Genomic DNA, 12,938 nt, shown 5'->3' with positions numbered 1-12,938 from the left:
ACCAGCCAGAACCAGGCGAGCCTGACATCAACGGGTTGAGCCAGCCTTCGCGGCCTCTCATTGCGCCCATTGGTGGCGGTACCAGCAATTGATGGCAAAGCGGCTGTCCAGAAACGCACCGGACGGGCAGGACACCCGTTGCACCTCATGCGGTGCCCATGACGGAAACAGGAGGAGCGTATCCGGGCCCGGCGGCAGATCGACGAAACGTCGTTCGCCGTCCGCGGCGGGCGCCATCGCATACAGCCTCAGATCGCCGCCGCTAAATCCCTTGGGCCGACGGTGAAAATAATAGACGCCCGTCAAAGCCCGCGCCGAACGCGCGTGAGGGTCGTCCGTTGCGGTATCAATATGCTCCGAAAAGAAGGCGCCGTCGCCATGGGCCACCAGTTCAAGTTCCAGCGGGGCAAGATTGACCGCGGAGAGGCCGAGATCCCGGATGGCCCATTCGACGACACCGAGGAAACGCGCCTCGATCTCCGGACGTAGGTCACCAAAGTCCCTGAGCATGCGCGAGAGCCGAATGGTTTCGTTCACCCTGCCCTTGCTGATGCGTGTCGACACGAAATCGTTTTCGCGACGTGCTGCGTAAGCCAGCAACCGTTCGACCAACGCCTCTCCCATAAACGACTCGACTCGTCTGTAGGGCGGCGGCTGCTCGATAGCCCTTTGAAGTGCGATCAATTGCGACGGTCCCGACTGGTTGATGGCTGCCGCACATTGTGCTGAACCGCCTGTTCCGCCATCGCGGCGTCGCGTGCTCTCGTGGTTTTCGTCATTCGGCTTGGTCGGAGTTGAACGCCCGTGGTGTCTTCAATATCCACACACCCGCTTGCGTATCAATCCCGATCTGCCGATAGTCGGCTCGCGCGAGGGCAGGAATGTCGAAAAACACCGGACCTGACGGAGGGCCAAACGCAGCCCAAAAGCCGGGACTGCTTGCGTCCTTGCAGAGTTACGTTGCAGACCGGTCGCGACGAAGCCGAGCCAGGCTTTTCTTCCAGACCCTCGTTCCGCAGGACGATGCCCGCGTGCTGGATCTCGGCGGCGGCCGGGGACTGCATTTGGCACGTTACTATGGCCGCCTGAATAACGTCTGGATCGGCGATCACAGCCGGTCAAGCCTCGAACGGGCTCATCGGGATTTTGGCTATCGAACGATTTTGCTGGACGGTACGACGACGCTGCCGCTGGACGACAACGCGTTTGACATCATTTTCTGCTCGTCGGTCATCGAACACGTGACCGGCCCGAGGCATGAGGCGCTGGCGCTTTTCAAGACCGACGGCGCGCGGTTCGCAGCAGAAGCCTTCTCCTATCAAAAGCGGTTTGCGCATGAAATTCGCCGTTGCGCGACCCAGTATTTCGTCCAGACCCCCTATCGCTATTTCCCGATCGAGGTCCACTGCTGGATCCCTCTTGTCAGCCTGCTGCCAACGCATTGGCAATGGCGGGTGATCGATTTTTTCAACAAATTCTGGCCGAGAAAGCAAATGAGACCGGACTGGGCCCTGTTGGACGAGCGGCAGATGCGCGCGCTTTTTCCCGATGGAGAAATCCACCGCGAAAAATTCCTGATCTTCACGAAATCCCTCATTGCGATCCGGCGAGCACGCCCGGCCTCCGTCGCCACGACTGAGCACTCTCGCAACGCCTCCAGCGGCCCATGATCGCCATGCCTGCTTTTCTGCGCCTGATGGCGACGGTGCCGCGCGGTCGCCTCATCTCGCTTCTCGTCCTGATGGCCCTCAGCGGCATCAGTGAAGGCGTGGGCTTGATCCTGCTCGTTCCCCTGCTTGATCTTCTCGGATCGGCGGCGGCGACCGGAGCGACGCATGGCTTGGGCCGCCTGCTCGCGACTTCCGGCATACCCCTGACGTTGCAGAGCGTCCTGACACTCTTCGTCGGTGTGGTGATGGCCCGAAGCGGAATTCAGTTTGCGCGCGAACGGCTGGCGGCGCGTGTGCAGTTTGAGTTCGTCGACGCACTGCGCTGCGACTGCCTCGATGCGATACTCGATGCCGACTGGCGCTGGATCGTCGGGCAGCGGCAGGCGGATCACGCCAGCCTTCTGCTCACGGACATCAACCGTGTCGGCCTGGGCCTCAACGCCGGGCTGAGTTTCCTGGCCGGAAGCGCAATTGCGCTGGCCTGTCTTTCCACCGCGATCCTGCTGTCGTGGAAGATCAGCGCGCTCGCGATCGTCAGCGGCGGCGGCATTTTCCTCGTTCTCGCGCGTCACCGCCGTGCCGCACTGCACCTCGGCCAGACCCTGGGCCAGGCCAGCCGCGCCCTGCACGCGGACGTTCAACAAAGTCTCTCCGGCATCAAGCTCGCCAAGATTCTTGGAGCCGAGCGCCTCCAGGCCGAGGCCATTCTTTCCACCAGCCGGAACCTGCGGACCTCGCAATTGGCATTCAGCTCCGGTGCGAGCTTATCGCGGGCGCTGTTCCAGACCGCAGGCGCGGCGCTCGTGGCCGTCTATATCTATATCGGCCTGACCATCTGGCAGGTGCCGATGGCGGAGATCCTGACGCTGGTTGTCGTCTTCGCGCGGCTGATCCCGATGTTCGGCAATCTTCAGCAACAATCGCATCTATGGCTGCACGCCCTGCCCGCCTATGCCGAGGCCGAGCGATTGATCGCGGAATGCAAACGGGTCGGACGGCCGAGGGGCGGTCGCGACGACCCGGCGCTGCCGCTGCAGCGGGAGATCCGGCTCGACAGCGTGACGCTGTGCCATGATGGGCGCACGGAGGCCGCACTGACCGAGGTCTCGCTGCGGTTCGCGGTCGGAACCACGACAGCGATCGTCGGGCCATCAGGTGCGGGCAAGAGCACGCTGGTGGACCTCCTGGCGGGGCTTCTCGGTCCGGACCGTGGCACAGTGTCGGTGGACGGCGTCGAACTGACCGGAGCCTTGCAAGCGCGCTGGCGCAAGACCGTCGGTTATGTTCCGCAGGAACTGTTCCTTTTCAACGACACCATCTGCGCCAACCTGCTCTGGGCTCGGCCGACCGCGAGCGACGACGATCTGCGGCACGCGCTGAAACAGGCCGCCGCCGGATTCGTCCTGCAGCTTCCCCGGGGCCTCGATACGATGATCGGCGATGCCGGAGCACGTTTGTCCGGGGGCGAACGCCAGCGGATTGCGCTTGCCCGAGCGCTCCTGACGCGACCGGACGTGCTGATCCTCGACGAGGCGACCAGCGCCCTCGATTTCGACAGCGAGCGGCAGGTCCAGGCGGCGCTCGACGCCCTCCATGGGCGCATGACGATCTTCATCATCGGTCACAGACTGCTCGACCTCGACCGTGCCGACATGGTGGTGATGCTCAGCGGCGGCCGCGTCGTTGCCGCCGGACCTTGGAGCAGTGTCGTGCGCTCATCTGTCGCGCCTGGGCCGGACGCCGAATGCGACCCCGGCGGTGCATCGGCACCGGCATCTGTCGATCCTCCGACCAGATAGCTCCCCACGGCGAGCCGCCGTTCGAAACGACCTCAAGGCCGGACGCCGCACGTCCGCCTTTGTACCTGGCCTGTGGACATCGCCTTGGCCGCGTCCCGCTGACAAGGCCTGCATGACAATTTCCCGGCGGCGAGGGTCGCCGGACAGACCTCGCTATGCTAGCAACGACAAAACCCACTACGACTTGGCGATATTTACCACTTTGCCTCGGAATCAGCTGCGCTCATTATGCCCCTTGTGACTTTCATAGTCGGGACGGTGCCCGACATCATCAAGTCAATCGATGTTGCGCGAGAGTTGGCGACGAACGGGCTCAGCGTCTCGATCTACGATACGCTTCAGAACAGATCGGACGAATTCGAGCGGCATCGTGATGTCCGGATCATCCGGAGCAGCGTGGTGCGCGCCGAATGTCGTGACGATCTGGACTGGGTGGCCAGCTGTGCAGGCGAGATCGCCGAGCTCTGCGGCGATCTCGTCGTGGTCCAAGGCGATACTTACAGCGCCCTGGCCGGTGCCCACGGCGCCGTCAGGGCCGGCGCGGCGCTCGCTCATATCGAAGCGGGACTCCGCAGCCATGACCCGCTGAGTCCGTTCCCCGAAGAGATGAACCGCGTGTTCATTGATACGCAGAGCGACCTGCTGTTCTGCGCAACCCGGACCGATCTTGACGACCTCTGCGCGACCGCAAGCGTCGTCGACAAGAAAAGCTTTGTCGTCGGCAACACGGTCTGCGACCCGATCTTCCAGCACCGCGACCATCTGGCTTCGGCCGCGACGCGGCCGAACGGCGTTCTCGTCTCACTCCACAGGCGCGAGAACTACCGACATCGCGAGCAGATCCTGAAATCACTCTCCAGGCTCATCGCGAGCTTTCCCGAGACTGAATTTCGTCTGTTGAAGCGCGGTCTGCTGGCGACAAGCGAGGCTGCGGACTTCGGCGTCAACGCCACCATGATCGGCTTGACGGAACATCTGCATTTTCTCGAAATGCTGACTGGATCCCAGATCGTGATCTGCGATTCCGGTGGAATTCTGGAGGAGGCGGTGACGCTGGGCGTGCCGGTCGTCTGCCTGCGCCGGACGCTGGAGCGCGGTCGGTTGGTCGAGGGTGTCGACTGCATCGATCCGGCTGCAGTGGAAGGTCCGCAGCTGCCGCTGATGATCGAGCGCCTGCTGTCGCGGCAGCACGCCGATCGCGGCCCGCTGCGCGAAACATTTGGCGACGGCCAGAGTGCCAAGCGAATCGCGACACTCATTCTCGACCACCTCAACGACAGCATCGTTCGTGACGAAGGAGGCCGCACCGATCCGGATCGCGGCCAACAGGGGGTCCTCGTTCCGTTCACCCGTTCCAGGTCGGCGGAAAATCCGGGCCTCGCCAAGGAGCTTCGGACCGACCAGCGATCCCGCCGCTTCACCGCGACCGCCTCGGGAGCCGATGTGTGCGATTCCTGACGCCGGACGCCTGACCATGACCCATGATGGACAGCGCAAGACCGCCAACGAGGACGTCCTGCTCTCGGAGCTGGGGCGATCGGTGCTGCGCTTTTATCTGGACTTCGCAGCGCTGCTGGTTCCGCTCGCGTTGCTGGCGGCGCTGACTGCGGCGATCTACGTCCACGCAAAGCCGGTCTACGACGCCACCGGCCTGCTCGATGCACCGAAACTGTCGCTCGACGAATGGCGCCATCTCGGCCCACTGCTTCCAGACTCTCGCCTCATCAGCGGGACGTTCGGGCAACTCGGATGGCTCAACGGCGATGGCTCGGAAGCGACGCCGCATGCGGTGGCGGTGCGCAGGCGATTCGCGTCTCGGACTTTCTGGGACGGCAGCCTTCAGTACCGCAGCGCGTTGCGGCGCGAGGACGTGCGCGACGCGCCCGGCTCCGATCCGAAGGCCTCCACGACACTAGGCATCGATGTCGCGTTGCGGGCCCCCGGCCGCGAGATCGCGACCGAGCTGATGAGCGCGATCGCCCGCCACGTCGGTCAAGTCCTGTCCTGGTCGATGCTCGACACGTTCCTGCGCGATCGAAGGGATGCCACGGTTAGCCGGAAGGCGGAGCTGGAGGTCATGCTGACGAAGCTGAACTTCGCCGTCACGCAGACCGAGGCGCGCATCCAGGACATGCGCCAGCTCGTCGATGCGTTCCCTGATCTGAGGGACGTCGGTGGCAACACCATCGTCTCGCCGGAGAACGGCGGCGGCCGCTATCTGTCTCCGGCGGCCCAACTCGTCGCACTCAAATCGACGCAGATAGATCAGCGAGGGCAGATCACGACCGTACAACGCGAGCTCGATATCCTTCGGTGGTACGAGCAGTTCTTCGCGCATGCGGCTGCGCCGCCGGATGACGTTCGTTCCGGTTCGCGCCTCGCCGACTGGCTCGACGGCAAACGCAAGGCGTTCTTTTCCGCGCCGGCCGGCGCGGCGATCCAGGTCGACCAGGAGATCGCGTTCGCCATCGCCGAGGCGCGCACCCGCGGCGATCGGATCGTCTACGGCGCTGCGCCGATCGTCGACCCCCGGCCGGTCGCGACCCGGTCGCCGCTGCCGGTGGCGGGCGGCGTGTTCATTGCGGCGATGTTGCTGTTCGGACTGCTCTTGCTCATCTATCGCAGCGCAAGGCAGTTCGACGGCCCCTCCCGGACAGCGCCTTGGCTGGCCTCGAAGGACCCGCTCTTTGCATGGCTGCCGCGGCGACTGCGCGGCGTCCTGTTCCGCTACGAGCGGCGGTACCGAGACAGTGCACCCTAGCCAGGTCAGATGGTCGGCGTTCAGGCAGGCGCCATCTCCGCCAGCAAACGGTTCAAGATGCCCTGCAGGCCGAGCTGGGCGCGCCAGCCGAGCAGGGCGTAGGCCTTGGTGGGATCGCCCAATTGACTGGCACGATCGAAGCGGCGGCGGCGCTTTTCGTCGATCTCGATGCGGATGGATCGCCCCAGGCATGTGGCGAGACAGTTCACCAGACGCTCCACCGAGTGCTCCTCGCCCGAGCATAGATTGAAGACGTCGAGCGGCTCGGGCCGTGTATCCGCCAGGATCGCAAGCAATCCGCCGGCCACCTCATCGGCATGCAAATAGTCGCGGCGCGAGTCGAGATTGCCGAGTCTTACGAGATCCGCGTCCGCGTGTTCCAGCTGGGCAAGGAGATCGGGAAGCAGATGCGCATTCGGGTCGTCATTGCCGATCGTGTTGAATATCCGCGCGATGCGGCCGGTCGCCGCACTGCGCTCGCACCACAGCCGCAGCTGGCTTTCGTTGGAGAGTTTGGACAGGGCGTAATTGTCCATCGCCTGCGTCGGTGACGTCTCTTCCTGAAGCGGGCCGTCCGCCCATCGGTAGACCGCGCCGCTGGACGCCAGAACGACGCGTGCGACCCGGGCTTCGGACGCGGCAAGGAGCACGGTTTCCGTTCCCAGGACGTTGACGTCGAGGCATCGCCGCCGGTCGATCTCGCAGGTCGGAATATGATGGAGCGCCGCCAGATGCACGATCCCATCCGGTCGAAAATCGCCCATCAACGCCAGCATCTCGCGCTCCTCGCGGATGTCGCAGCGGTGCGCGACCGCTGCGTCGGCCGGCATCGGCAGCCCGCTGCTGAGGTCATCGACGATCGCGACGATATGGCCCAGGCCGGCGAGGCGGGAAACGAGGCGTCGCCCGATCATGCCGGCGCCCCCCGTCACGCACACCCTCATGATTGCGCCTCCCATGTGATCCCGGCAGCGCTTCCATCAGCACCGGGCTCGCTTGCCGGAGCAGAAAAGACCAAAGCTGCCGCCACCGAGATATGTAGCGCGAACCCGTAGAACGGCAGATAGAAATCAAACAGCCCGAGACCAAATACGACGACGAACCAAGTCAGCGCCCATCGGCGGCCTGTGTTGCCGGTCCTGCCGGACAGAGCGGGCAAGCCAAGCGTCATGAAAAGTGCGGTCATGGCGATGAGCCCCATCATTCCGGTTTCCGAGAGAATTCCAAGAACGAGATTGTGCGCATGCAGCTCACCACGCAGGAATCGTCCTCCGGTAAAATCCGGCGTCAGGAACTGAAACACGCCTGGGCCCAGCCCCCACCAGGGCCGCTCCGTCCAGGCCTCAAAGGCGCCTTGCCAGATGTATGTCCGGCCAAGCGAGAACATGGTGGCAAAACCTTCGCGAGATGCGCTCGTCAGTTCCTCATAGCGAAGCCAGATCGTTGCCGCGACCAGTCCGGCCAGCAGCGCCAGCACGGCAAGGGCGAGCCAGCGCTGGCGGCCCCGTCTCGTGACGGCGAACGCCGCCGCCAGCATGAGAAGCGGCACAATCGGATTGCGTGCCTCGGTCAGCAGCAATGTCGCCGCCGCGCCTGAAATCGCCGCGGCCAGATCCGGCATGCCGATCGCGCCTTCCGCGCGTAGCTGCGCCGCCATGACGGCCACGACCACCGCGATCGCGCCGAAGGTTGCGGGATGCTCGTAGAGTCCGATGATGCGCGGCATGTATTTGAGTGCATCGGAGCCGTGAAACAGGACGCCCAGCCGCGCGATCCAGTCGATGCCATAGCGATCGCCCAGCCCGACCGCGAGTCCGATCCAGAGCGCAATGATCAGCGCGCGGCCGGCTGCGGCCCGCAGATGTGGATAGAGCAGCAGGAAATTGAGGATGCACCAGAGCATCAAGAGCTGGGTCGCGTAGCGTACGGCAAATTTTGCCGCAATCGGGCGATGATCGGAGAGCGCGGTCGAGATGACGAGGACGCAGAGGCAGACAACGATCGCGACGAACGGAGCCCGCAGCCGGCTCGCGATGCCGTGCTCCCTGACGAGGAAGAAGACCGTCGAACAGAGCGCGACGAGACGAAGCGCCGTTGATCCGAGCGACAGCCCCTGCCCCTCCTCGAATGCGTTACCGATCACGACGTGCTGCAGGCAGAACAGCAGGTACAGAAGCGCAAGACCAACGGTCGCGGTGGTCTGTGGCACCATCATGGATGCGACTTTGGCTCTCGTGTCCGGCGCCATGTTCGAGAAGACCATTTCAGAGCAGCCTGGCCTTGGTCGCGGCAATTCGCTTTTCGAACCATGCGCGTGCCAGCAACGAGGCATAGATCACATTGGTGCGGAGATAGCGCATCGCCAGCCGTCGCGGCTCCAGGCACAGCCTGAACAGCCATTCCATTCCGATCTTCTGCACCGCGCGTGGCGCGCGCGGGAGCCGGCCCGACACGACGTCGAACGCGCCGCCGACCCCCATCGCAACGGGAACGGTGAGGTCCTCCCAGTTCTCGCGCAGGAATATCTCCTTTCTCGGCGAGCTGATGCCGATGAAAAGGAAAGCCGCGCCCGAGGCGTTGATCGCATCGACGACGGCGGCCTCTTCGTGCTGCTCGAAATAGCCGTCGCGCGAACCCGCAATCAGGAGCGAGGGCCAGCGCTGGTGCAGCCGCTGCGCCGCCGCATTGACGACCTCCGGCCGGGCGCCAAGGAGGTAGATCGATAGACCAAGCTTGGATGCCTGCGCACAGGCATCCAGCATCAGATCAATCCCGGCATAACGCTCGCCTTTGATTCCGAGAGCGGCGAGACCGAGCGCGATGCCCTTGCCATCGACATGAACGAGCTCCGCATCCCGGAGCGCCTGAGACAGATCCGGATTGCCGCGCGCGTCCACGAGCTTGGCGACATTCAAACCCTCGATCCGCATGCGCGGCCCTTGTCCCCGGCCGGCCGTTTCGGCGCGGCGCAGCAGCTCCGCGCTGTCGAGCAGATCGACCGGGCAGCCGAGAAACCAGACCCTCTCGTGCAGCGGGGCATCCGGCCTTCCGGCGACCGCCGGCACGCTCCCGGACTGGCCGCGCCGAAGGTGCGTTCCGTAGAGTTCGAGAATGAGTGACGTCCGGCGCTCCCATGTGAAGGCCTCCCTGGCGCGCTCGGTCACGTCTGACGGCATGCGTCGCCCCGCGATGTCCTTCACCGTCGCGGCCAATGCTTCGACGTCGCCCAATGGATAGAGCCCTTCGGTCCAGCCCGCGGCGGCAAGAATCGCCCGATTGGCCGGAATGTCGCTGGCGACCACATTGCAGCCCATCAGCAGCATCTCGATCAGGACCGTCGGGCCGCCTTCGGCCGCGGACGGCAGCACGAAACAGTTCGCACCCGCCGCCATCGCGGCGACCTCCACGTCGGGCACAAAACCGTGGAACCGAACACGTTCCGCGACGCCTGCTTGCGTTGCCAGCTTCCGAAGACGATCGCGATCCGGACCGCGGCCGACGATATGCAGCACCGCCTGCGTCAGGCCCTCGCGGGACAGCGCCAGGATGGCATCGTCGAGACGCTTCACCCGATCGAGACGCCCGACATACAGCAGCGACGGATCACCCTCCAGGCGCCGCGGCGGCGCCACCCGCGACAACACCGCCGTATCCAGCACGCAGTTCGGCAGAATGACCGGCGAACTCGCGGCCAGCGCACGGCTCCGCAACTCGTCGATCCAGAACTGCGCGAGCAGAACGACGGCGTGGCTTCGCGCAAGCAGGCGGCGTTCGACCGTGCGGTCCCAGAGCCATTTTGCGGCCTGCTTCAGCCCAGCGTCGTCATCGTAATAGCAATGCGGGGTGTAGACGAGGCGCTTGCCGCGCAGCCGCGCCATCGCCGCCGCAACTCCTGCAATGGGATTGCGGGAGCCGTGAACATGGACGATGTCGGCCCAGCCGACATGATGCCAAAGGCCGCCGAAAGCATCGGTCCTCACCTCATAACCCGGCTCTGCCTCCGCGGGGAATGCCCCCGGCGCAACGATGCGAACGTCGAAACCAAGCTTTGCGGCGGTGGTGGCAAGGCCGTGAATGTGCCGTGCCACGCCGCCTCCGCCTTGATGCGGAGCGAAGTCGCGATGGACGTGCAGCAGACGTGGGCCTCTCATGCCGCGGCCTCGGCAGCTGCATCCGGGCGCTCCTGCGCGCGCGACAGCAAGCGCATGGCGCCGCCGGTCAGCAACCAGAGCGAAGCCGACCCGGACACCGACAGCATATGATCGGAGGTGACCAGCGTCGTCGCGAACCCGATCATCAACCAGAAAACCGCCAAAGCGAGATGCGCCTGGTGCTCGCGATCGGCCCGCCAGAGGCGCCTCAGACAGACGGCATAGAAGATCAGCAAGGCGAGTGCGGCCAGCACTCCGCTTTGGTAAGCGACCGAGAAAACCGCGCCTTCCCCGCCTCCGACATTGGTGATGGCAGCCTGTGCGGCCACCGGCCCCTGCCTGCCGATGCCGTAGCCCAGAGCGGGGATCTGAAAAAGGCCGTCGATGTTGCGCTGGAACGCAGCCCAGTGTCCCGGGCTCGATCCATCCGTCTGATTGATCGTTGCGTCCACGACGTCTCGTGTCGCAAGGCCGATGACCAGCACCACGGCCGCGGCCGCGATCAACCTCGCCAGCGGATGACGCCTCGAGGCGCGACTCGTCAGGAGATAACCGGTCAAGGCGATCGTTCCGGCGAGCATCGCGCCACGGGTGCCGGACATCCAGACGCCGGCGCACAGTCCGAGCAGGATCAAGAGAAATATCAACACGCGCGACGCAGTGAGCCGGGCGGGCCCCGCCGCGACGACCAAGACCCCGGCAACGGCGAGAACCATGCCTTGCGCCAACGGCGCCGCGAGAAGCCCGGCGGCCCGGCGCGTCTGATCGAGATCGATGAAGAAATTATAGGGCAGGCCGGTCTCCGGTTCGGCTCCATAGACCATCCCCTTCACGTCGGCCATGTAGGCGGGAAACTGGATCGTCTGCGTCCAGAACTCGGTGTGATGGATGTCCCATGCCCCGAAAATGGCGCTGAGGCAGGCAATGATCACGAGACAGGCGACCAGGGCCTGGATGTCCGCGGGATCCCGGACGCAGTAATATCCGACGAGAAAGAACAGCATCGGGATCAATAGCGTGCCGAACGATCCGACCAGAACGCCAATTGGAACGCCGCTCTTTGCGCTCGTTGCCAGTGAAAGGAAAATGAGCAGGCCGTAGATCAGAAACGGCAGCAGCAGCGAGCGCGCGATCCGCACCGTCGCCAGGCACAGACATGCGGCGAGAATCACGGTCATGTCGCGGACCACACGGGCCCAGCCCACCTCCGGCAAGGCTCCGCCCTGATAGACCCACGCCGCGGCGAAATCCCCGAGATGAATCCACACGACGAGAACCAGAAGGTAAGCCCGTTTAACGCTCACGCCGTGACCTCCGGCAACCAGTCGTCACCGTAAGTGAAAGTGCGGTCAAGCCAGGCTTGCTGGGTCCTCATCAGCGAGGCCCGTTCGGCCGGATCGGCAAGCAGTCGCTCGATCAGGTCGCAGAGTTGATCCGGATTGTCGGCCACGACCGCGGGACGGCCCACCGACAAAGCTGCGTGTGAGGCTGCGACGGGCCAGTTCATCCCGATCACGAGATGCCCGTGCTGAGCCGCCTTGATGAGCGCGGTCGAGCAGAATCCCACCAGAATGGACGACGGCCCGGATTCGGCGCCGAACTCGCGATGCGGCGGCGGCCGGCACAGACCGGCGAGCCGCGTTCCCGCAAAGGGATGGCCGAGCCTGACCTCCTCCGGATGCAGCAGGATCGCAAAATGGCCGCGCCCGGACATGCGGTCCGCCAGACGTTCCGCCAGTTCGAGGAAATCGCGCGCCAGCGAGCGGCCGAAGACAGGCGTATGGGTCTGCGACACCAGCGCAACCGCGGCGGACATCTTCGTGCCCGGTCGCATGGCCGGTGACGGAAACGGACCAAAGCTGATGGCATCGGGCGCGGTGCCCTGAGCCACATAGGCCGCGCGGCTGCGGTCGCCCCAGACGACCTGGCGCGGGGCACGCGTCGGAAAGAACTCGTCCGTCGGCAGCCCGTGCTGGATGCAGACGCCGCGCCATCGGCCCGCCGCTGCATTTAGCGCGGCGACGCAGAACAGTTCGAAGTCGTTGTGCAGAACAAGTACACCGCCCGGTCTGCCAGCCAGGGCCCGCGACCAAGCCCCCTGCCAGAGCCGCAGCCGAAACAAGCAACAGCGGACCACGAATGCACGCTGGTCGGGACGGGTGAAGGAGATCCGGAACGCCTGACAGGCGTGGAGCCACGCTCGCGGCAAGGGGCGCTGCGGGCCGGAAGCTCCTGCCACGACAGCGCGAAGCCGTGGATGGACCATCGTACGATAGTCGATCCGACGCCGATCGAGATCGTCCATGAAGGGCTGCAGCGCGTCGAGGCCGCTGGACCCCGGCCGGCTGGCGATCACAATAACTGACGTGGACACGAACGCCTGCGCCTCGAGACCCAGGCACAGGACAGCATCGCGGAGCGCAGCCAGTGCCGCCCGCGCGGCCGGCCAGAGCCGTGATGGCCGCTCGCACGTAAAGAAGATCTCATGGCGGGCGCTTGAGGCTTCCTCGCCATAGCGATCCCGAAGCTCATCGACGAAATCGGCAAACCGCATCTT

General features: G+C 64.8%; 10 protein-coding genes. 4 read left to right on the top strand and 6 right to left on the bottom strand.

Annotation, left to right across the window (positions count from 1 at the left end; genetic code table 11):
- Positions 1-57 precede the first annotated feature (57 nt).
- Positions 58-612 carry a 2OG-Fe(II) oxygenase gene (locus WHZ77_RS03055; RefSeq protein WP_375312331.1) on the bottom strand — a complete coding sequence of 185 codons (555 nt, stop codon included), beginning with the start codon at positions 610-612 and terminating at the stop codon, positions 58-60.
- 269 nt (positions 613-881) lie between these two features.
- On the opposite strand from WHZ77_RS03055, the gene WHZ77_RS03050 reads away from it, so the two are divergent.
- From WHZ77_RS03050 to WHZ77_RS03035, 4 genes are all read left to right on the top strand, one after another.
- Positions 882-1,670, top strand: coding sequence for a class I SAM-dependent methyltransferase (locus tag WHZ77_RS03050; RefSeq protein WP_375312330.1), 789 nt, complete (start codon positions 882-884; stop codon positions 1,668-1,670).
- Positions 1,667-3,469 (top strand): ABC transporter ATP-binding protein, encoded by a 1,803-nt coding sequence (locus WHZ77_RS03045; protein WP_375312329.1) that lies wholly within the window; start codon positions 1,667-1,669, stop codon positions 3,467-3,469. Before WHZ77_RS03050 ends, WHZ77_RS03045 begins: the two co-directional genes overlap by 4 nt.
- A gap of 258 nt (positions 3,470-3,727) precedes the next feature.
- Positions 3,728-4,927, top strand: a complete 1,200-nt coding sequence (locus tag WHZ77_RS03040; protein ID WP_375312328.1) for a UDP-N-acetylglucosamine 2-epimerase — start codon at positions 3,728-3,730, stop codon at positions 4,925-4,927.
- Positions 4,928-4,943: 16 nt separating this feature from the next.
- Positions 4,944-6,230 carry a hypothetical protein gene (locus tag WHZ77_RS03035; RefSeq protein ID WP_375312327.1) on the top strand — a complete coding sequence of 429 codons (1,287 nt, stop codon included), beginning with the start codon at positions 4,944-4,946 and terminating at the stop codon, positions 6,228-6,230.
- 20 nt (positions 6,231-6,250) lie between these two features.
- Here the strand turns inward: WHZ77_RS03035 and WHZ77_RS03030 are convergent, their stop codons facing one another.
- Genes WHZ77_RS03030 through WHZ77_RS03010 form a run of 5 tightly spaced genes read right to left on the bottom strand, consistent with a single transcriptional unit; the run spans position 6,251 to position 12,935 of the window.
- Positions 6,251-7,144, bottom strand: a complete 894-nt coding sequence (locus WHZ77_RS03030) for an NAD-dependent epimerase/dehydratase family protein (RefSeq protein WP_375314651.1) — start codon at positions 7,142-7,144, stop codon at positions 6,251-6,253.
- Between the two features lie 26 nt (positions 7,145-7,170).
- Positions 7,171-8,445: an O-antigen ligase family protein gene (locus WHZ77_RS03025; RefSeq protein ID WP_375312326.1), complete on the bottom strand. Its 1,275-nt coding sequence runs from the start codon at positions 8,443-8,445 to the stop codon at positions 7,171-7,173.
- 49 nt (positions 8,446-8,494) lie between these two features.
- A complete protein-coding gene (locus WHZ77_RS03020) occupies positions 8,495-10,318 on the bottom strand; it encodes a WecB/TagA/CpsF family glycosyltransferase (RefSeq protein ID WP_375312325.1) in 1,824 nt (607 codons plus the stop codon).
- Between the two features lie 59 nt (positions 10,319-10,377).
- Positions 10,378-11,685 carry a hypothetical protein gene (locus tag WHZ77_RS03015; protein WP_375312324.1) on the bottom strand — a complete coding sequence of 436 codons (1,308 nt, stop codon included), beginning with the start codon at positions 11,683-11,685 and terminating at the stop codon, positions 10,378-10,380.
- Positions 11,682-12,935: a hypothetical protein gene (locus WHZ77_RS03010; protein ID WP_375312323.1), complete on the bottom strand. Its 1,254-nt coding sequence runs from the start codon at positions 12,933-12,935 to the stop codon at positions 11,682-11,684. The genes WHZ77_RS03015 and WHZ77_RS03010 overlap by 4 nt, the downstream gene beginning before the upstream one ends.
- Positions 12,936-12,938: the final 3 nt, after the last annotated feature.

Origin of the sequence: Bradyrhizobium sp. A5 (assembly GCF_042076515.1) — a bacterium.
Lineage (GTDB): Bacteria > Pseudomonadota > Alphaproteobacteria > Rhizobiales > Xanthobacteraceae > Bradyrhizobium > Bradyrhizobium cosmicum.
Note: the sequence above shows the minus strand (reverse complement) of the source record. Positions and strands in the feature narration are given on the sequence as shown.